Origin of the sequence: Streptomyces sp. NPDC001714 (assembly GCF_042892755.1) — a bacterium.
Lineage (GTDB): Bacteria > Actinomycetota > Actinomycetes > Streptomycetales > Streptomycetaceae > Streptomyces.
Window position 1 is genome coordinate 53,962 of the sequence record NZ_JBIAUL010000016.1, and the last position, 18,373, is coordinate 72,334.

Below are 18,373 nucleotides of genomic sequence, written 5' to 3' on the forward strand. Positions count from 1 at the left end.
TGTCGGCTAACGGTTCGTGGGGGCTGGTCGCGCCCACGCGGCGGAGCCGCCAGTCAGATACAGCCCCGCGCCCCTGGCTTTCTCATCGTGTCCTTCGTTTTGGCATGAAGGTGAACACCGCGCCGCCCAGCAGGATCGCCGTTCCTGCCACCAGACCCAGCGCCTTGAGCGCCCCATTGCTGCTGTCGCCGGTCTCCGCGAGTCCACCGCTGCTGTTCGAACTGCTCGACGAACCGCCCGACGTCGACGAACCCGACGCGCCGCTCGCCTGCTCCGCCGTGTCCAGGGTCAGCGAGACCTCCGTCTTCGTAGGCGTGCACGTCGTGGTCGTACCCAGTGCCTTGACCGTCAGGACGCCCGGCGACAGGGTCGACTCGCCGCTCGCCCCCGGCTTGTACGTGCCCGTCAGGTCCGGGATCTCGATCGGGTCGCCGGACTTGATCGCGGAGGAGTTGGTGGGGCCCTCCACATGGACCGTGCCCTTGTCGGCGCCGCCCAGGACCACCTCCATCGACGGCTTCACCGAGTCCGCCGGGATGTCGGCGGGGCTGTCCATCACCGACCCGTTGAACTTCACGGTGAGGTCGAAGCTGCCGCCGTCCTTCTTCGCGTTGATCTGCACCGGCGAGGTCGCGCTCTTGTCGCCGATGGGTGTCTTGCAGGCGTAGGGGATGTCGACCTCCTTGCCCGTGAAGTCGGTCTGGCCGCTGCCCGTGCCGTCGGAGGCGGACGCCGAGGCGGAGGCGGACGTGGAGGCCGACGCCGAGTCGGAAGGGGACGCCGAGCCGGAGGGGGACGTCGACGCCGACGTGGTGTCCGACGGGCTCGCCGAACCGCTCGAACCGCTTCCGGTCACCTCGATCGTGGCCGCCTTGTCCACCGTGCCCGTCGGGGTGCACACGGTGTCCGTCCCGTACGCGTTGACGGTGTACGCGCCCGGGGTGAGCGTCACCTCGCCGGGCGACGTCAGTTTCAGCGAGCCCGTCATGTCGGACAGCACCATGTCGCCGCCCTTGGGGATCGCCGGGTTCTCGCGCGGCCCCTGCATGGCGATGTCGGCTGCCTGGGCGCCGGCCGCCTTGACCGTGCCGGACGGCTGGACCGTGTTCGCGGGCAGGTCGATGATGTCCGGGTTCTTGGACGCGGCCTGCACGAACTTCCAGGTGATGTCGACGGTGTCGCCGACCTTCGCCGTGGCCGGCGCGGTGATCTCGACCTTGGTGGTCCCGTCGATCGGGTCGGCGACCCCGGCGGGCGGTACGCAGTGGGTGGCGTACGACACCTCGGCCGCCTGGGCGGTCCCCGCGGCCGCGCCGAGCAGGGCGCCCGCCCCGGCGAGGACCAGCGCGGCCGCCGCCGCGCCCGCTCTGGCCGGTACCGGTGTCACTCTCCTTCGCATGATCACGTCGGTCCTTTCGTCGTCGGAGTCGTGGGACTCGCGGAACTCTCGTCGTGCGGTGCGGAGAGCCGGCCGGCCGTCGCGCCCGGATCGGAGTCCGGGGTGAACCACGGCAGGGTCGAAGTGGTGGAGGCCGCTGAGGGCGCGGGCTCCGGGGCGGCGCGCCGGCGCGGCACGCGGAAGGCCGGGCGGGGCACTCCCCGGTGCCGGATGCCGCCGGCGCGGGGCGGCCGTACCCGGTCCACCACCGCCATCCCGATGCGGAAGACCGCCGCCGGCACGACCACGCAGAGCAGGAGCCAGAAGAGGGTGACGCCCCAGGGGCGGCCGACGCCCCAGGGCTGCTCGGCGAGGACCTTGCCGTCGTACCTCAAAGAGACGGCGTAGTCGCCGTGGGCCCCGGCGGAGAGTTCGACGGGCAGTTTGACCTGCGCCTTCTTGCCGGGTGCGAGGGTGCCGTGCCACTGCTGCTCGTCCCACTGGGGGGCGAACACGCCGTGCGCGGTGCCGACCTGGAAGACGGGGTCCTTCAGAGTGGAGGTGCCCGCGTTGCCGATGGTGAACACGAGGGTGCGGGACGGGGGTGCGCCGAACCAGGTCAGCAGTCCCGAGGAGCCGTCGAGGCGGGTGTCGGTGAGCATCGACAGGCGGCCGCCGGTGGACTCGGCGGGCAGCGCCTTGACGGGGTGTCCGGCGACCTGGAAGGCGGCGTCCGCGTCGGCACTGGTACCGGTCACGGTGGCCACGTGCACCACACAGGGGCAGGGGACCGGCGGTTCGGCGACCGGGAGCTGCTTGCTGAAGGAGCCGTTCGCGTCGGTGGTGACGGCCCTTCCGTCGGCGTTGGCGCAGGAGTTGGTGCCGCCGATCACGCCCCGGGACGGGCTGGACCGGCCGCAGACCAGCATCATCAGCAGGGTGTGCGGCCGCCAGCCGGTGCCGCTGACGGTGACCGAACCGCCGGTGCCGGCCTGCGACTTGGAGACCTTGACGGTCGGTCCGCCGGCGGCTGCCGCCATGGGCACGAGGAGCAGCGAGAACACCGCCGCCAGCGCCGTCAGTGCCGCCAGTACCGGGACCGGTCTCGGGACCGCACGCACCCTCACCTCGCTGCTCCCGTCAACTCGACGTCCATGGACTCGGGTTCGGCCGCCTGGTCGGCACGCCGTCCGCGCAGTCGTACGACCGTCACGGCGGCCCCCGCCGTGAGTACGCCCGCTGCCCCCGCGACCGCGCCCCAGGGCACGAACCGTGCCTCGGTCTCCGCCGTGTCGTGCGCGCCGTCCGCCGCCGTCGCCGTCAGCCGGACGTCGACCGCGTCCAGGGCGGGGTGGCCGGGCCAGGGCTCGCTGAGTGCGGTGCGGGTGCCGGGGGCGAGCCGGACCGGGAGGGTGCGCGCGGTCCGGTCGAGCAGGACCCGGCCGAAGAGGCCGTGGGCGCGCACCGCCAGCTTCGGTGCGAGCACGGTCGTACCCCGGTTGACCAGCTCGTACGTGATGCGGTCGCCGTGGACGGCGACGTGTTCGACGGTCAGCGCGAAGAGCGCGGGGCCGCCGACGCGCAGGCGGATGCGGGCGGTGGCGGTGCGGCCGTCGGCGTCCTTCGCCACGAGCGTGCCGGAACGGTCGCCGGGGGCCGCGCCCGCCGGGACGGTCATGGTGAAGGGGACGTCGGCGCGGGTCCGGGCGGGGACCCGGACGGTCGGCTCGGCGAAGGTGACGGGGACACCGCTGCCGGTCAGCCGGACCGTGACCGGGTGCCCGCCGGAGTTGGTCACCGACACGGTGTCCTGCAGGACCGTCCCGGGGGCGCCCTCGGCGTAGAAGGAGGGGCGGCCGCCGCCCGCGGGCGCGAGGGACCAGCCCTCGGCCGCCGACGCGCGCGGGGCGGTGGCGAGCAGGATCAGCGCGGCGAGGCCGAGGGCACGGACGGCGGACCGGGCGGCGGACTGGGCGGACGGCATGGGCGGCTCCAGCGGTCGGACCCGGAGGTCAGCGGCGTACGGTCTGGTTCCGCCGGGTCAGCCAGAGGGTGCCGGCCGCGCCCGCGAGCAGCACGGTGCCGCCCAGGGTGCCGAGGGCGACGAACGAGTCCTCGGGACCGGTCTTCGGCAGGGTGCCTCCGGAGTCGGTGCCGGTGCCGCCGGACGACGAGCCGGAACTGCCGGAACTGCTCGAACCGCCGCCCGCCGCGGTCACGTCCAACGTCAGGGACGGGCCGGGGTTGTTGGTGGGGTTGCAGGTGGTCGTCGTACCGAGCGCCTTGATGGTGAGCGTGCCCGCCGTGAACGTCACCTTGCCGGACTTCTCCGGGGTGTAGGTACCGCTCAGGTCGTTGATCTTGATGGGGGTGTTGGCGGGGATCGCGGCCTGGTTGGCGGCGCCGGTGACGTTCAGGGTGCCGCTGTCGGCGCCGCCGAGCTTGATGGTGGCGCTCGGATTCATCGCGCCCTTGCCGAGTTCGACGGGGCTGGAGGAGACGCCCTTCTGCCAGGACATCGTGATCTTGTATCCGCTGCCGCTCTTGACGCCCTTGATGTCGATCGGGGAGACGGCGCTCTTGTCGCCGATCGGCGTCTTGCACTGGTAGTTGACGTTGACGACGGTGGCGTGCGCCGCGGGGGCGGCGAGCAGTACCGCCGATCCGGCCAGGGCGGCGGCGGACGCGAGCACGGCGGTACGTTTCGGGTACGACGACACGGTCGGTCCACCCCATTCGCTACTGACGAGGTATCAGATTCGGCCGTCAAGGTACGCCGGGGCTCATGAGGAGGGAAGAGAAAGGGCGTGGCGGAAGTGTGGCGATGCCGAAGCGCCTACGGCGCCCCGTAGGGGCGCGAGGAACTGCGCGATCAGCCCCCACCGGCCGTCGGCCGAAAAACAACGCGGCGCCTTCTTACGCCGGTGCCCCCAACTCCGCCCACACGGTCTTCCCGGCCGCCCCCGGCGCCCGCACAACTCCCCAGTCCAGACAGAGTCGTTGGACGATGAACATGCCATGCCCCCCCGGCCGCCCCGCCCGGTGCGGCGTCCGCGGCGCCGGCTGCCCGGCCCCCCGGTCGGACACCTCGACCCGGATCACCTTCCTGTCGCAGGCCAGGAACAGCTCGTCCGGCCCCTCGGCATGCAGGCACGCGTTCGTGACCAGTTCGGAGACGACGAGCAGCACATCCTCCGCGGCGGCCCTGCGGTCGGCCGTCGCGGCCGGCAGCCACCCCCACGCGTGCAGCGCCTGGCGGGTGAAATCGCGGGCGAGCGGGACGACCCCGCTCTCGCCGTGGAGGCGCAGTCTGCGGACCTGACGACCCCCCGTCGAGGCCGGCAGCTCGTCGGACACCGCCTCCTCGGACATCCCCGAAGCGCCGTCGGACTCCGGGCCGCGGTCGCCCGGCGGGTAAGGCCGGGTGGTGCTCATCAGCGCTTCACCTCACCGATTCACCGGTTCACATGGAAAATTTCGCGTTGCTGCAGTTCGTACGGGCCTGGCGGCGCATTCGACTCGAAAACAGGGCCGGGCGGCGACAGATCCAGAATGTCTCCTGCCCGAGCGATCCACGGGAACACCCCCCGGTTCCGGACGCCGGGCCCGGCCGGGTCTCAGCCCTCGCCGCCGGTCGCGCCGGTCCCGCCGCCCTCGTCGGCCAGTGCCGCCTCGACGGAGTCGTGGACGGTGAAGACCGCCTCGGCGCCCGTGATCTCGAAGACCCGGGCGACGACGGGCAGCATCCCGGCGAGGTGCACCCCGCCTCCGGCGGCCTCGGCCCGCAGCCGCGCACCGAGCAGCACGTTCAGCCCGGTGGAGTCGCAGAACTCAAGGCGTGAGCAGTCGACGACAAGGCGTGAGAAACCCTTGTCGAGGAGATCGTCGAGCGGCTCGCGCAACAGGTCGGCGGTGTGGTGATCGAGCTCACCCGCCGGAATCACGACGGCGCTGGAGCCCTCTTCCCGCACCTCCACCAGCAGCCGGCCCGACTGTGCGCTGCCGACCGTCCCGTGGTCCATTGCCGTCTCTCTCCCGAGGTCGTGACCGCTTTTGCCACCGTCTGACCGTTGTCTGACGATGCCCACCGATGTCTGCCGAACGCCATGCCGACGCCCTCGAACATTACGCCTTCTGCACGCAACCCGACACCCGAACAACCTCTCAGAACAGGACAAACACTAATAGAACGGACTTGCGAGCGGCTCGACGGAGCGGGTAGGGCTAGTAGGGACACGTAACCGACACGGCCGGCTTTGGAGGCGCCGCACACCGCAGTGCACGCACGGCTCCGGCAGCCTCATTGCCGAGAACGATGGAGGACACCATGTCACCCCGGCTCGACGCCTCGCACACCCTGACGACGACGTCGACACCCCCACCGGAACCACTGGATGCCATCGAGGGATTCTTCGCCGGACTCGGACTCCCGGAGATCCCCCCGTACGACGAGGTCGACGCGGTCGACGCGCGAGCCCTGTCCAAGACCCTCTTCGAGCGGCTGGAGTCGCTGGAGGAAGGCACGCACGAATATTCGTACGTCCGCAACACCCTCGTGGAACTGAACCTCGCGCTGGTCAAGTTCGCCGCCTCCCGCTTCCGCTCCCGCAGCGAACCGATGGAGGACATCATCCAGGTCGGCACCATCGGCCTGATCAAGGCGATCGACCGCTTCGAGCTCTCCCGCGGCGTCGAGTTCCCCACCTTCGCGATGCCGACGATCATCGGCGAGATCAAGCGCTTCTTCCGCGACACGTCGTGGTCGGTACGCGTCCCGCGCCGCCTCCAGGAACTCCGTCTCGACCTCGCCAAGGCGGGCGACGAACTGGCCCAGAAGCTGGACCGCGCCCCCACGGTCGCGGAACTCGCGGAACGCCTCGGCCTCTCCAACGACGAGGTCGTCGAGGGCATGGCGGCGTCCAACGCCTACACGGCCTCCTCCCTGGACGCACAACCCGAGGAGGACGAGTCCGAGGGCGCCCTGGCGGACCGCATCGGCTACGAGGACCACGGCCTGGAGGGCATCGAGTACATCGAGTCCCTGAAGCCCCTCATCGCCGAACTCCCGGCCAGGGACCGCACCATCCTCTCCCTCCGCTTCGTCGCGGGCATGACCCAGTCGGAGATCGGCGACGAACTCGGGATCTCCCAGATGCACGTCTCCCGGCTGCTGTCCCGCACGCTCGTGCAGCTGCGCAGGGCACTGACCCTGGACGAATAGCCCCGGCCGGACCGCCCCGCCGCCGGGGCGACGGCGGTCCTGCCGCCCGGCCCCCGCCCCGGCCCGCTGCGTCTTTGGCCAAAGCTCCCCCGCTACCGCGAGTCACACCCCAAACTGGCCGGTACGTCAGGAAGGACGGCCCGCGAGAAGGGGTGCACGATGGTCCAGGATCTCCAGGGCGACCCACCCTCGGACACCCGCCTGACCGATCTCCTGCGCACCCCCACCCCCACCGCCTACCCCGCCCTCCAGGAACTCCGCGCCCGCCACCACCCCGCGGTCCTCGCCTACGCCCGCCTCTGCACGGCCGGCGACGCGGCGGCCCGCCGGCTCTCCGCGCAGACCTTCACCAGCGCCGCCCGCGACATCGCGCGCGGCGCCGAGCCGGTCGTCCCCCTGCGCCACCACCTGCTCCTGCTCACCGCCCGGCTGGCGGCGGGCTGGTCCGGCGACGAACACTCCGCCGCCCTGGACCCCACCCTCCTGCTGGTCCTGAACTCCTCCGGTACCCCCGGCGGCCCGACCCCGCCCCTGCTCCCGGCGTTCCAGTCCCTGCCGTCCCGCACCCAGGGCCTGATCTGGTACGGCGTGCTGGACCGGGAGCCCGCCGAGCGGACCGCAACATACCTCGGCCTGACCCCCGAGGACGTCCGGTACGGCATCCCGCCCGCCCTCCAGTCCCTGGCCCAGGCCTGTCTGCGCGCCCGCCTGGCCGCCTCCGACGACCCGCGCTGCGCGGACTTCCGCCGCCTGATCGAGGAGTCGGTCCGCCCGGAGAACCCCCGCCACAGCCCCGACCTGCACGCGCACATGGCGCACTGCCCGCACTGCACGGCCGCGTTCGAGGACCTCACCGCGCTCCGGGACACCCCGCGCGAGACCCTCGCGGAGGGCCTGCTGCCGTGGGCCGGCACGGCGTACGTACGCCACGAAACGCCGTCGGCACCCCCCGTCGACCCCGGCCCCGGCCCGCTCCGGCGGCGCCGGATCCCGTCCCGGCGCCTTCTCCTGACCTCCACGGCGCTGGGGGTGGCCCTCGTGCCGCTGCTGGTCCTCCTGGCCCACCGGGACACACAGGCCCCCGGCCCGGCCGCGGCCACGCCGGCTCCGCCGAGTCCGCAGGTGACCGTGACGGCGACGACGACGGTCTCCCCGGCGCCGTCCGGTGTTTCCCCGACGCCCGGTGCCAGTGCCGTGTCACATACCCCGTCCCGGCGCCCCTCCCCGACCCCGACCCCGTCCCCCAGCCCCACCCCCGAGCCACCGGGAACGGCCTACGCCCAGGTCGTGAACCTCGCCACCGCCCGCTGCCTGGACGTCCGCGACGGCGACCTCGACGACGGCACGGACGTGATCACGGCCCCCTGCTCCGGCTCCGCCACCCAGCGCTGGCGGGTCGACCCGGACCGGGGCGTCCTGCAGTCCGCCGCGGACCCCGACTTCTGCCTGGACAGCCGGGGTTCGGTCGACAAGGGCGTCGGCATCTGGAGCTGCGCCTCGGTGGACGGCGACCACGGCGTCAACCTCCGCTTCACCGTCACCCCCGACGGCGAGATCCGCCCGGAAATCGCCATCGAAACGGCCCTCACCCCGAACGGCGGCGACGAACTCTCCCTGGACCGGGTGAACGACGAGACGTCCCAGCGCTGGCGGGCGGGGGCGGGCTGACTCAGCCGACGACCCGTACGCCCTTCCGCCACACCCCGCTGACCAGCGGCACCCCCGGCCGGTACGCCAGATGGACGTGGCTCGGGGCGTCCAGCAGGAGCAGGTCGGCCCGGGCGCCCGGGGCGAGGCGGCCGATGTCGGTTCTGCGCAGGGCCGCCGCGCCGCCCGCCGTGGCCGACCAGACGGCCTCGTCGGGGGTCATGCGCATGTCCCGGACGGCCAGGGCGATGCAGAAGGGGACGGAGGAGGTGAAGGACGAGCCGGGATTGCAGTCGGTGGAGAGGGCGACCGTCACGCCGGCGTCGAGGAGGCGGCGGGCGTCGGGCCATTCGGCGCGGGTGGAGAACTCGGCGCCGGGCAGGAGGGTGGCGACGGTCCGGCTGTTGGCGAGGGCGTCGACGTCCTCTGCCGTGAGGTGGGTGCAGTGGTCGGCGCTGGCCGCGTCGAGTTCCACGGCGAGCTGGACGCCTGGGCCGTAGGAGAGCTGGTTGGCGTGGATGCGCGGGGTCAGGCCCCTGGCCTTGCCCGCGGTGAGGATCGTCCGGGCCTGGTCGCCGTCGAAGGCGCCCTTCTCGCAGAAGACGTCGATCCAGCGGGCGTACGGCGCGCAGGCGTCGAGCATCTCTCCGGTGACGAGGGCGACGTAGGCGGCCGGGTCGTCGGCGTGGTCGGGCGAGACGATGTGGGCGCCCAGGTACGTCACTTCGTCGGTGTGCCGCGCCGCGATGCGCAGGGCCCGCGCCTCGTCGGCGACCGTCAGGCCGTAGCCGGACTTCGTCTCGAAGGTGGTGGTGCCCTGGCGGAGGGCCTCGGCGAGGAAGTGCGTGAGGTTCCGCTCCAGCTCCTCGTCCGTGGCGGCACGGGTGGCGGCGACGGTCGTCCGGATGCCGCCCGCGGTGTACGAGCGGCCGGACATGCGGGCGTTGAACTCCTGGGTGCGGTCCCCCGCGAAGACCAGGTGGGAGTGGGAGTCCACGAAGCCCGGCAGCACCGCCCGGCCGCCCGCGTCGACCCGGTTGTCAGTGGCGGGTGCTTTGCTGGATTCACCGGTCCACACGACACGGTCGCCGTCGATGACGACGGCCGCGTCCTGGATCAGGCCGAGAGGGGAGTTGTCGCCGAGGGAGGGGTCGTTGGTGACCAGCGTGGCGATGTTGGTGATGGCGGTGCTGCTGCTCATGATGGCCTCGTCGGAGTCCTTGTGGGGGCTGGTCGTCAGGTGCGAAGGGCTTCGACGGCCCGCGCGAGGGCCTGGGGCACATCGGGTACGAGGGTGTGCGCGCCGTCCCGTACGACGTGCCGGCCCCCGACGACCGTGTGCCGCACGTCCGCCGCGGTCGCCGCGAATACGGCCGTCTCGGCGCCCAGGCGCGGTACCGGCCCCGCTGTTCTGACGGAGTCGAGCGCGATCGTCGTCAGGTCGGCGAGCATGCCGGTCTCGATGGCGCCCGCGTCGTCCCAGCCGAGGGCGGCGTGCCCGTCGGCGGAGGCGGCGCGCAGCAGGGCGGCGGCCGTCCAGTGGCCCCGGGTGCGGGTGCGCAGCCGCTCGTTCAGCTCCATCGCGCGGGCCTCTTCGAGCAGGTCGATGACGGCGTGGCTGTCGGAGCCGAGGGAGAGCGGCGAGCCCGCGCGCTGCAGGGCGACGGCCGGCCCGATGCCGTCGGCCAGATCGCGCTCGGTGGTCGGGCACATGCAGGTGCCGGTGCCGGAGCCGCCGAGCAGCGCGATGTCCTCGTCGGTGAGGTGGGTGTTGTGGACGCCGGTGGTGCGCGGCCCGAGGACGCCGTGGTCGGCGAGCAGCCGGGTGGGGGTGCGGCCGTGGGCGGCCAGGCAGGCCTCGTTCTCCGCCGTCTGCTCGGACAGGTGCACATGGAGCGGTGCCCGCCGCTCCTCGGCCCAGCCGGCCACGGTCGCCAACTGCCCGGCGGGCACGGCCCGCACCGAGTGGATCGCAGCCCCGATCCGTGCGTGATCCCGTTCCTTGAGAACTGAACAGCGTTCGGCCCAGGCCTCCGCGCTGCCGTCGGAGAAGCGCAGCTGGTGGGCGTTGGGCGGCTCCCCGAAGCCCGAGGAGAGGTAGGCGGTGTCGAGGAGGGTGATCCTGATCCCGGCGTCGGCGGCGGCCGCGATCAGTGCCTCGCCCATGGCGTTGGGCTCGGCGTACCGGGTGCCGCCGGGGGCGTGGTGGACGTAGTGGAACTCCCCGACGCAGGAGACGCCCGCCAGCGCCATCTCCGCGTACACCGCGCGGGCGAGCGCGTGGTACGTCTCCGGGGTCAGCCGGTCGGCGAAGGAGTACATCAGCTCGCGCCAGGTCCAGAAGGTCCCGGAGCCGACCTGGACGGTGGAGCGCAGGGCGCGGTGGAAGGCGTGCGAGTGGGCGTTCGCCAGACCGGGGAGGGTGAGACCGCGCAGCACCGCGGCGCCCGGCGGCGGCGCGGGCACCTCGGTCCGCACCGCCGTGATCCGGCCGTCGGCCACCTCCACGGCGACGTCCGGCTCGACGTGCGTGTCCAGCCAGGCGTGCTCCAACCAGTACGTCGTCCGTGTCGTCACCCGCAGGCCAGCCCTTCCAGTACGTCGGCGAGCGCGCTCACCCCGGCCACGCAGTCGTCCTCGGCCGCGAACTCGGCCGGGGAGTGCGAGACGCCGGTGGGGTTGCGCACGAACAGCATGGCGGTCGGGATGCTCCCGGAGAGGATCCCGGCGTCGTGTCCGGCACCGGTACCCAGGACGGGCACGGTGAGACCGGTGTCCCGGCCGAGAATGCGTCCCAGCTCGTCCCGCAGGGCGTGGTCGAACTCCACGACCGGCGTGAACGACTCACGGACCACGTCCAGGTCGATGCCGTGCGCCTCCGCGTACTCCCGGGCCGCCTTCTCGATGCCGCCGACGACGGTGTCGAGGGTGGCCTGGTCGGCGGCGCGGGAGTCGAGCCAGCCGCGCACCAGGGAGGGGATGGCGTTGACGCCGTTCGGCTCGACGGCGATCTTGCCGAAGGTGGCGACGGCACCGGCGAGTTCGGCCTCGCGGCGGGCGGCGAGCACGGTCTCGGCGTACGACAGCATGGGGTCGCGCCGGTCCACCAGCCGCGTCGTGCCGGCGTGGTTGGCCTCGCCGCGGAAGTCGAACCGCCAGCGTCCGTGCGGCCAGATGGCACTGGCGATGCCGACCCGGTCGCCGGACAGGTCCAGCGCCCGGCCCTGTTCGACGTGCAGCTCGACGAAGGCCCCGATCCGCGCGAGCCGCCCGGGGTCGGGCCCGATGGCGTCAGGGTCGTAGCCGGCGGCCTCCATGGCCTGCGGCAGCGTGACGCCGTCCCCGTCGGTGAGCCGGTGGGCCTGCTCGACGGCCAGGTGCCCCGCGGTCAGCCGGGACCCGACACAGGCGAGCCCGAACCGGGCCCCCTCCTCGTCACCGAAGTTGACGATGGCGAGGGGTCGGGTGAACTCCGCTCCCCTCCCCCGGAGTTCGTCGAGCGCGGCGAAGGAGGACACGACACCGAGCGGGCCGTCGAAGGCGCCGCCGTCCGGAACCGAGTCCAGGTGCGACCCGGTGACGACGGCGTCCCCGGCCGCCGGATCCCCGAGCCAGGCCCACTGGTTCCCGTTCCGGTCGACCTCGTACGTCAGCCCACGTCCTTCGGCCTGCTCCCGGAACCAGGCCCGGCACTCGCCGTCGGCCCCGGTCCAGGCGTAGCGCCGGTAGCCGCGGGAGTCGGGGTGCCGGCCGACGGGGAGCAGCTCCCGCCACATGGCGTGGAAGGAGGCCGCACCGCCGGCCGGCGTGGCACCGGGCTGCGCACCCTCGCCCCGCACAGTCTGCTCAGGCTGCGCGCCCTCGCCCCGCACAGGCCGTACAGGCTGTGGGCAGTCGTTCCGCATGGCGATGGGGGTCCCCCCGCTCGAACGAAGTTGAGAGTGGGGGAGGGTGGGCACAGCCGCACCCGCAGCCGGCGACGAGACCTCAGCCCCCATCGAAGAGTCCCCGCCCTTCGTCACGCGTCGTCACCCTCGCGCATCGGCACCCGAACCCCGCGCTCCTCGGCCACCGACTCCGCGATGTCGTACCCCGCGTCCACGTGCCGGATGACACCCATACCGGGGTCGTTGGTCAGCACCCGGCGGATCTTCTCCCCGCCCAGCTTCGTACCGTCGGCGACCGTCACCTGGCCCGCGTGGATGGACCGCCCCATGCCGACCCCGCCGCCGTGGTGGATGGAGACCCAGGACGCGCCGGAAGCCACGTTGACCATCGCGTTCAGCAGCGGCCAGTCGGCGATCGCGTCGGAGCCGTCCAGCATGGCCTCCGTCTCGCGGTACGGGGAGGCCACGGAGCCGCAGTCGAGGTGGTCGCGGCCGATCGCCAGCGGCGCGGCCAGCTCGCCGCTCGCCACCATGTCGTTGAACCGCTCGCCGGCCTTGTCCCGCTCGCCGTAGCCGAGCCAGCAGATGCGCGCGGGCAGGCCCTGGAAGTGGACCCGCTCGCCGGCCAGCTTGATCCAGCGGTGCAGGGACTCGTTCTCCGGGAAGAGGTCGAGGATCGCCTTGTCGGTCTTGGCGATGTCGGAGGCCTCACCGGACAGGGCCGCCCACCGGAAGGGGCCCTTGCCCTCGGAGAACAGCGGGCGGATGTAGGCGGGGACGAAGCCGGGGAAGGCGAACGCCCGCTCGTATCCGGCCAGTTGCGCCTCGCCGCGGATGGAGTTGCCGTAGTCGAAGACCTCGGCCCCGGCGTCCATGAAGCCGACCATGGCCTCGACGTGGCGGGCCATGGACTCGCGGGCCCGGGTGGTGAAGCCGGCCGGGTCCTTGGCGGCGGCGTCGGCCATGTCCTCGAAGGCGACGCCGACCGGCAGGTACGACAGCGGGTCGTGCGCGGAGGTCTGGTCGGTGACGATGTCGATCGGGGCGCCCTCGGCGAGCATCCGCGGCAGCAGCTCGGCCGCGTTGCCCAGCAGGCCGATGGAGAGCGGGCGGCGGGCGTCGCGGGCCTCGGTGGCCAGCTGGAGGGCGTGCTCCAGGCTGTCGGCCTTCACGTCGAGGTAGCGGTGCTCGATGCGGCGCTCGATGGCGCGCGGGTCGCAGTCGATGCAGATCGCGACGCCGTCGTTCATGGTGACCGCGAGGGGCTGGGCGCCGCCCATGCCGCCGAGGCCGGCGGTGAGGGTGATGGTCCCGGCGAGGGTGCCGTTGAACTTCTTCGCGGCGACGGCGGCGAAGGTCTCGTAGGTGCCCTGGAGGATGCCCTGGGTGCCGATGTAGATCCAGGAGCCGGCGGTCATCTGGCCGTACATGGTCAGGCCGAGGGCCTCCAGGCGGCGGAACTCCTCCCAGTTGGCCCAGTCGCCGACGAGGTTGGAGTTGGCGATGAGGACGCGCGGCGCCCACTCGTGGGTCTGCATCACGCCGACCGGGCGGCCGGACTGGACCAGCATGGTCTCGTCCTGCTTGAGGGTGCGCAGGGTGCGGACCATGGCGTCGAAGGAGCGCCAGTCGCGGGCGGCCTTGCCGGTGCCGCCGTAGACGACGAGCTTGTCGGGGTGCTCGGCGACCTCGGGGTCCAGGTTGTTCTGCAGCATCCGCAGGGCGGCTTCCTGCTGCCATCCCAGGGCGCTCAGTTCCGTACCGCGCGGTGCTCGTACGGGGCGGGGTCCTGACATGGTCTGCCTCCTAGCTGATCAGGGATCAACGGCCAGCGAAGTGTTCCTGCGGTTATTCACATCCTGGCTCGCTGAATAGAACTAGTCAATACATTGGTCCGGCAGCGCTGCCGGATTCCGGATGTTTCGCTGGACTTATGGGCCTTGAGGATGTGGACGACGACATGTCGGGGGACACGGTGGACGGACACGAGGACGACGGTGAGCGGGTCGGGCGGCGGGACGACGCCGTGCGGGCGGCGGTGGAGCAGGGACTGCTGGGGCCGGACGCGCCGATCGTAGGCCTGCTGGACGTGCGGGGCATCCGCGCGTCGGCCGCGGCACTGCGCCGGGCGTTCGAGGCGGTCGCGGCGCCCGGCACCGCGATCCTGCACGCCTTCGCGGTGAAGGCGAACCCGCTGGTCCCGGTGGTGCGGCTGCTGGCCGAGGCCGGCCTGGGCGCCGAGGTGGCCAGCGCGGGCGAGCTGGCGCTGGCGCGGGCGGCCGGGGTGCCCGCGGAGCGGATCGTGTTCGACGCGCCCGCCAAGACGGAGGCGGAGCTGCGCGAGGCGCTGGCGCTGGGCGTCGCCGTGAACGCGGACAACCCGCAGGAGCTCACCAGGATCGACGCGCTCCGGCACGCCGGCCCCACCCGTTCGCCGCTCGGGATCCGGGTGAACCCGCAGATCGGGGCCGGGACGATCGGGGCCACCTCCACCGCGACGGCGACCTCGAAGTTCGGGGTGGGGCTGCGGGACGCGGGGGCCCGGGAGTGGGTCGTCCAGGCGTTCGCGGAGCGGCCGTGGCTGACACGGCTGCACGCGCACACCGGGTCGCAGGGGATCCCGCTGCCGCTGCTGGCACGGGGCGTGGCGGAGGCGTACGCACTCGCCGAGGAGATCAACGCGCGGGTGGGGCGGCACCAGGTCGACACCCTCGACATCGGGGGCGGGCTCTCGGTCAACTTCGCCTCCGAGGCGACGGAGCCGACGCACGCGCAGTACGCGCGACTGCTGGCGGAGGCGGTGCCGGGGCTGTTCGACGGGCGGTACGGGCTGGTCACGGAGTTCGGGCGGTCGCTGCTGGCCCGGCACGGCACGGTGGTGGCCCGGGTGGAGTACGCGAAGAGCTCCGGCGGGCGGCGGATCGCGGTGACGCACGCGGGGGTGCAGGTGGCGCCGCGGACGGTGTACGTGCCGGGGGCGTGGCCGCTCAGGATCGCCGCGTACGACGCGAAGGGGCGGCCCAAGGAGGGCGCCCCGGTGGAACAGGACGTGGCGGGGCCCGCCTGCTTCTCGGGCGACCTGCTCGCCGAGGCGCGCATGCTGCCACCCCTGGAACAGGGGGACCTCGCGGCGGCGCTGGACACCGGGGCGTACTACTTCGGCAGCCACTACTCCTACAACTCCCTTGCCCGGCCAGGGGTTTACGGCTTCGCGCCGGACGGCGACGGCGGCGTGGCGTTCGCCGTCGTACGGGAGCCGCAGACGGTCGCCGAGGTCGTGGCCGAATCCGGAGGGGCGCACGCCGACGCACTCACCACCCTGCGCGCAACCGGGAGCCGTTGAGACACCTCGGACAGCGGCGATCAACTGGTGTGAAAAGCAGCCCAGTTGACCAACACTAGCCTGCCGGACGCATGTTCCACTGGAAAATGCCAAACGACTCACCCCTCCCGCACACGTTGCGTAGTGTCTGCGTCACTCAACCGGAGAGCCACGCGGCGGGAGGGGAGCCACGGTGCCCGGAATCGACGAGTGCTTACTGGAAGCCATGCGACTGCCCGGTGCCCGGGGCGCCGCTCTGGTCGACTGGACCAGCGGGCTGGCCCTGGGCACGGTCGGGGAGGCGCCCGGCGGTGACCACGAGACCACCGCCGCGGAGGCCGCCGAGCTGGCCCGGCTGGCCGCCGAGCACGGGGCGTTCAGCACGGAGGACGACACCGAGGTGAGCCCTCCGGTGGAGGACCTGATCGTCAGCAACCGGGACAGCTACCACCTGCTGCGCTTCGTGGTCACGTCCTTCGACGCCACCGTGTTCCTGCATCTGTGGCTGACCCGCGAGGACGGCAATCTCGCCCTCGCCCGGATCCGGCTCGGCGAGATGGCCGAGCGGCTGGTGCTGGGATGACCGTGGTCGAAACGCCCCCGCCGCTGCCGGTCCGGGACCGGACGGCCCAGCACGTGAGAGCACCGGGCGCGCTCTCACCGATGCTGATACGCCTCGCCGAGGAGCGGGCCACCGGTGTCCTGGTCCGCGAGCACGGCACCCTGCACCTGGCCGAGGGCCGCGTGGTGCACGCCGAGAGCCTCCTCGCCCCCGGCCTCGACGTGCTCCTCACGGCCCGCGGCACGCTCGACCCGGCGGTCTGGCCCTGGACCGACGACATACCCGCCGCCGCCCACCGGCTGCTCGCCGCCGGCCTGCTCCCGAGAGGCGCCCTGGAGCTGTGCCGCCTCGGCGCCCTGTACGACGCCGGGTACTTCGCGCTGGCGCCCAGCAGCACCCCGGGCCGGTTCCGCTACGGCACCACGGCCGCCGGCCCGCTGCCCACGGTCCCCGTCGCCGCCCTGGAGCGCGAGACCCTGCGCCGCCGCGAGCTGCTGCACCGCATCTGGCCCGACCCGTCGGCGGACGGCACCCCGCTGATCCGCGCCGACCCCGTCGCACCGCCACCGGTCACCCCCCGGCAGCGGGCGGTCCTGGACCGGGTGGACGGTGTCCGCACCGCCCCGCAGATCGCCAGGGAGCTGGGCAGACCGGCCTTCCACACGCTGGTGGACGTACGGCGGCTGGCGGCGGCCGGACTCCTCGCCCCGAGGAACACCGCGCCCGTCCCGCCCCCGCTTCCCCCGGTCACCGACCCCGACATCGCGCTGCTGAAGAGGCTCAGGGATGCGCTGGAGGCCCTTTGAACGGCACCGCCCCGCCGAGAGGAGACAGCTGATGGCGGCAGAACCCGGCAGCTCCGACAGAGAAGCCGTCCTCGACGAACTGCGCCGGTTACGCACCCGGATGCCCCAGCTCACCGGCGCCCTCGCGGCCGGTGTCGACGGCCTGGTCGTCGCCCACGACTGCCCGGGCGTCGATCCGGAGGGCCTCGCCGCGCTCACCGCGGCCGAGCTCGGCGTCGCCGTGCGGGTCTCCGACGCCACCGGCAAGGGTGAGCTCAAGGAGCTGCTGGTGCGCGGCGAGGACGGCTATGTCGCCACCTACGCCGCCGGCCGCAGCGCCGTGCTCACCCTGCTCGCCGAGGACCGGGTGAACGTCGGCCGGCTCCACCTGGAGGGCCGCCGGGCCGCCGCCCGGATCGGCGAGGTGGTCGACGCCGCCGAGGCCGCCGCCAAGGCCCTGCGCCCGGCCCGCGCCACAACCACACGGACCAGAACCACGCGCACGCCACGGACCAGCACCACCACCGACGCGCGCACCGCAACCGACAGTTGAAAGGAACCAGAAAGTCATGGCCAACACCGAAACCGCGCTGAAAGAGTGCCTCACCTCCATCGAAGGCGCCACCGGCGTGGCGCTCGTCGACTACACCAGCGGGATGGCGCTGGGCACGATGGGCGGCAGCAAGTCCTTCGACCTGAACGTGGCCGCGGCCGGCAACACCGACGTGATCCGCGCCAAGATGCGCACGATGGAGCACCTCGGTCTCAAGGGCGAGATCGAGGACATCCTGATCACGCTCTCCAACCAGTACCACCTGATCCGGCTGCTCAAGGGCCGGGGCGGCAACGGCCTCTTCCTCTACCTGGTGCTCGACCAGTCCCGCGCCAACCTGGCGATGGCCCGGCACCAGCTGAAGCGGATCGAAGAGGACCTGGAGGTCTGACCGGACCTCACACCAGCGCCGCGGTGCGGCGGCGCGCCCCGCCCGGGGCCGCGTCGCCCGCCGCGACGCCGGTACCGCGGTACGCCTTGACGGCCTTGCCCGCCGGGCGGCCGCCGCGCTTGTCGAGCCAGTCGACGCGCAGCCACACCAGCTGTTCGCCGGCCTTCTCCCGGCGGCCCAGCCAGGCCGCCTTCAGGCGCAGCCCGGTGCCGGTCCCGGCGAGCAGCATGCCGCCCGCCGCGGGCACCACGAAGGCCGAGCCGAGGGCGACGGCGAAGGCCAGCAGCAGCCACCAGCGGTGCCCCCGGCGCCAGTTCCGCACGGTCACCGCCCGGTCCTGGAGCACGTCGTGCTTGCCGGCCCGGGCGGCCCCGTGGACCAGGGCGGTGTACCGCTTGCGGCGGGTGAGCGCCACGACGACGGCGCCGACGACGAAGAGCGCGGCCCCGGCCATGACGCCGATGCGGCGTCCGGTGAACCCCGGCGGCAGCACCCCGACGCCCGCGGCGAACACCCCGGACCACCACAGCGGCGCGGCCCCGGCCCGTACGACCACGGCCACCCGGGCCAGGCCCTGTCCGCCTCGTACCCCTCGTCCCGCACGCGCCATGTCCGCAGCCTCCTCGC

18 protein-coding genes are annotated in these 18,373 nt (G+C 73.0%); 7 read left to right on the top strand and 11 right to left on the bottom strand.

Translation table 11 applies throughout. From position 1 onward, the window contains the following. Nucleotides 1-82: 82 nt before the first annotated feature. The 6 genes from ACFY0P_RS35245 to ACFY0P_RS35270 all read right to left on the bottom strand — a co-directional run bounded on the left by ACFY0P_RS35245 (nt 83) and on the right by ACFY0P_RS35270 (nt 5,400). On the bottom strand, nt 83-1,399 hold the full coding sequence (locus ACFY0P_RS35245; RefSeq protein WP_388922584.1) for a hypothetical protein: 1,317 nt from the start codon (nt 1,397-1,399) through the stop codon (nt 83-85). Nucleotides 1,400-1,401: 2 nt separating this feature from the next. Then, nucleotides 1,402-2,418: a hypothetical protein gene (locus tag ACFY0P_RS35250; protein WP_388923186.1), complete on the bottom strand. Its 1,017-nt coding sequence runs from the start codon at nt 2,416-2,418 to the stop codon at nt 1,402-1,404. Between the two features lie 83 nt (nt 2,419-2,501). Then, nucleotides 2,502-3,362 carry a hypothetical protein gene (locus tag ACFY0P_RS35255; protein ID WP_388922587.1) on the bottom strand — a complete coding sequence of 287 codons (861 nt, stop codon included), beginning with the start codon at nt 3,360-3,362 and terminating at the stop codon, nt 2,502-2,504. Between the two features lie 28 nt (nt 3,363-3,390). After that, entirely contained in the window at nt 3,391-4,098 is a 708-nt protein-coding gene (locus ACFY0P_RS35260) for an LPXTG cell wall anchor domain-containing protein (protein ID WP_388922590.1), read from the bottom strand. A gap of 196 nt (nt 4,099-4,294) precedes the next feature. Continuing rightward, complete coding sequence (locus tag ACFY0P_RS35265) at nt 4,295-4,813, bottom strand: ATP-binding protein (protein ID WP_388922593.1); 519 nt, start codon at nt 4,811-4,813, stop codon at nt 4,295-4,297. Between the two features lie 182 nt (nt 4,814-4,995). Beyond that, the gene (locus tag ACFY0P_RS35270) at nt 4,996-5,400 is read right to left on the bottom strand and encodes an STAS domain-containing protein (protein WP_388922596.1); all 405 of its coding nucleotides are present in this window, start codon (nt 5,398-5,400) and stop codon (nt 4,996-4,998) included. A 305-nt stretch (nt 5,401-5,705) separates the two neighbouring features. On the opposite strand from ACFY0P_RS35270, the gene ACFY0P_RS35275 reads away from it, so the two are divergent. Next, complete coding sequence (locus ACFY0P_RS35275; protein WP_388922599.1) at nt 5,706-6,599, top strand: RNA polymerase sigma factor SigF; 894 nt, start codon at nt 5,706-5,708, stop codon at nt 6,597-6,599. A 159-nt stretch (nt 6,600-6,758) separates the two neighbouring features. After that, entirely contained in the window at nt 6,759-8,267 is a 1,509-nt protein-coding gene (locus ACFY0P_RS35280; RefSeq protein ID WP_388922602.1) for an RICIN domain-containing protein, read from the top strand. A 1-nt stretch (nt 8,268) separates the two neighbouring features. On the opposite strand, the gene hutI is transcribed toward ACFY0P_RS35280, so the two are convergent. The 4 genes from hutI to hutU all read right to left on the bottom strand — a co-directional run bounded on the left by hutI (nt 8,269) and on the right by hutU (nt 13,929). Then, entirely contained in the window at nt 8,269-9,447 is a 1,179-nt protein-coding gene (gene hutI / locus ACFY0P_RS35285) for an imidazolonepropionase (RefSeq protein ID WP_388922605.1), read from the bottom strand. A gap of 35 nt (nt 9,448-9,482) precedes the next feature. Further along, nucleotides 9,483-10,829 (bottom strand): formimidoylglutamate deiminase, encoded by a 1,347-nt coding sequence (locus tag ACFY0P_RS35290; RefSeq protein WP_388923189.1) that lies wholly within the window; start codon nt 10,827-10,829, stop codon nt 9,483-9,485. Next, nucleotides 10,820-12,151 (bottom strand): allantoate amidohydrolase, encoded by a 1,332-nt coding sequence (locus tag ACFY0P_RS35295; protein ID WP_388922608.1) that lies wholly within the window; start codon nt 12,149-12,151, stop codon nt 10,820-10,822. Before ACFY0P_RS35295 ends, ACFY0P_RS35290 begins: the two co-directional genes overlap by 10 nt. 113 nt (nt 12,152-12,264) lie before the next feature. Further along, nucleotides 12,265-13,929: a urocanate hydratase gene (gene hutU, locus ACFY0P_RS35300; RefSeq protein ID WP_388922611.1), complete on the bottom strand. Its 1,665-nt coding sequence runs from the start codon at nt 13,927-13,929 to the stop codon at nt 12,265-12,267. Nucleotides 13,930-14,093: 164 nt separating this feature from the next. Here hutU and ACFY0P_RS35305 point away from each other — a divergent pair, with 164 nt between their 5' ends. From ACFY0P_RS35305 to ACFY0P_RS35325, 5 genes are all read left to right on the top strand, one after another. After that, nucleotides 14,094-15,476 carry a diaminopimelate decarboxylase gene (locus ACFY0P_RS35305; RefSeq protein ID WP_388923191.1) on the top strand — a complete coding sequence of 461 codons (1,383 nt, stop codon included), beginning with the start codon at nt 14,094-14,096 and terminating at the stop codon, nt 15,474-15,476. Nucleotides 15,477-15,648: 172 nt separating this feature from the next. Beyond that, nucleotides 15,649-16,038 carry a hypothetical protein gene (locus tag ACFY0P_RS35310; protein ID WP_046731666.1) on the top strand — a complete coding sequence of 130 codons (390 nt, stop codon included), beginning with the start codon at nt 15,649-15,651 and terminating at the stop codon, nt 16,036-16,038. Further along, nucleotides 16,035-16,823: a transcriptional regulator gene (locus ACFY0P_RS35315; RefSeq protein ID WP_388922614.1), complete on the top strand. Its 789-nt coding sequence runs from the start codon at nt 16,035-16,037 to the stop codon at nt 16,821-16,823. The genes ACFY0P_RS35310 and ACFY0P_RS35315 overlap by 4 nt, the downstream gene beginning before the upstream one ends. Before the next feature lie 31 nt (nt 16,824-16,854). After that, a complete protein-coding gene (locus ACFY0P_RS35320; RefSeq protein WP_388922617.1) occupies nt 16,855-17,355 on the top strand; it encodes a roadblock/LC7 domain-containing protein in 501 nt (166 codons plus the stop codon). Between the two features lie 16 nt (nt 17,356-17,371). Continuing rightward, a complete protein-coding gene (locus ACFY0P_RS35325) occupies nt 17,372-17,746 on the top strand; it encodes a hypothetical protein (protein ID WP_181802458.1) in 375 nt (124 codons plus the stop codon). 7 nt (nt 17,747-17,753) lie between these two features. Here ACFY0P_RS35325 and ACFY0P_RS35330 read toward each other — a convergent pair whose 3' ends face one another. Then, complete coding sequence (locus ACFY0P_RS35330) at nt 17,754-18,356, bottom strand: hypothetical protein (protein ID WP_388922620.1); 603 nt, start codon at nt 18,354-18,356, stop codon at nt 17,754-17,756. Between the last annotated feature and the right edge of the window lie 17 nt (nt 18,357-18,373).

What these genes read in the sequence shown, in the direction of transcription:
- ACFY0P_RS35245 (WP_388922584.1), bottom strand. Translation starts at nt 1,399, where the DNA reads ATGCGAAGGAGAGTGACACCGGTACCGGCCAGAGCGGGCGCGGCGGCG.
- ACFY0P_RS35250 (WP_388923186.1), bottom strand. Translation starts at nt 2,418, where the DNA reads ATGGCGGCAGCCGCCGGCGGACCGACCGTCAAGGTCTCCAAGTCGCAG.
- ACFY0P_RS35255 (WP_388922587.1), bottom strand. Translation starts at nt 3,362, where the DNA reads ATGCCGTCCGCCCAGTCCGCCGCCCGGTCCGCCGTCCGTGCCCTCGGC.
- ACFY0P_RS35265 (WP_388922593.1), bottom strand. Translation starts at nt 4,813, where the DNA reads ATGAGCACCACCCGGCCTTACCCGCCGGGCGACCGCGGCCCGGAGTCC.
- ACFY0P_RS35270 (WP_388922596.1), bottom strand. Translation starts at nt 5,400, where the DNA reads ATGGACCACGGGACGGTCGGCAGCGCACAGTCGGGCCGGCTGCTGGTG.
- ACFY0P_RS35275 (WP_388922599.1), top strand. Translation starts at nt 5,706, where the DNA reads ATGTCACCCCGGCTCGACGCCTCGCACACCCTGACGACGACGTCGACA.
- ACFY0P_RS35280 (WP_388922602.1), top strand. Translation starts at nt 6,759, where the DNA reads ATGGTCCAGGATCTCCAGGGCGACCCACCCTCGGACACCCGCCTGACC.
- hutI (WP_388922605.1), bottom strand. Translation starts at nt 9,447, where the DNA reads ATGAGCAGCAGCACCGCCATCACCAACATCGCCACGCTGGTCACCAAC.
- ACFY0P_RS35295 (WP_388922608.1), bottom strand. Translation starts at nt 12,151, where the DNA reads ATGCGGAACGACTGCCCACAGCCTGTACGGCCTGTGCGGGGCGAGGGC.
- hutU (WP_388922611.1), bottom strand. Translation starts at nt 13,929, where the DNA reads ATGTCAGGACCCCGCCCCGTACGAGCACCGCGCGGTACGGAACTGAGC.
- ACFY0P_RS35305 (WP_388923191.1), top strand. Translation starts at nt 14,094, where the DNA reads ATGTCGGGGGACACGGTGGACGGACACGAGGACGACGGTGAGCGGGTC.
- ACFY0P_RS35315 (WP_388922614.1), top strand. Translation starts at nt 16,035, where the DNA reads ATGACCGTGGTCGAAACGCCCCCGCCGCTGCCGGTCCGGGACCGGACG.
- ACFY0P_RS35320 (WP_388922617.1), top strand. Translation starts at nt 16,855, where the DNA reads ATGGCGGCAGAACCCGGCAGCTCCGACAGAGAAGCCGTCCTCGACGAA.
- ACFY0P_RS35325 (WP_181802458.1), top strand. Translation starts at nt 17,372, where the DNA reads ATGGCCAACACCGAAACCGCGCTGAAAGAGTGCCTCACCTCCATCGAA.
- ACFY0P_RS35330 (WP_388922620.1), bottom strand. Translation starts at nt 18,356, where the DNA reads ATGGCGCGTGCGGGACGAGGGGTACGAGGCGGACAGGGCCTGGCCCGG.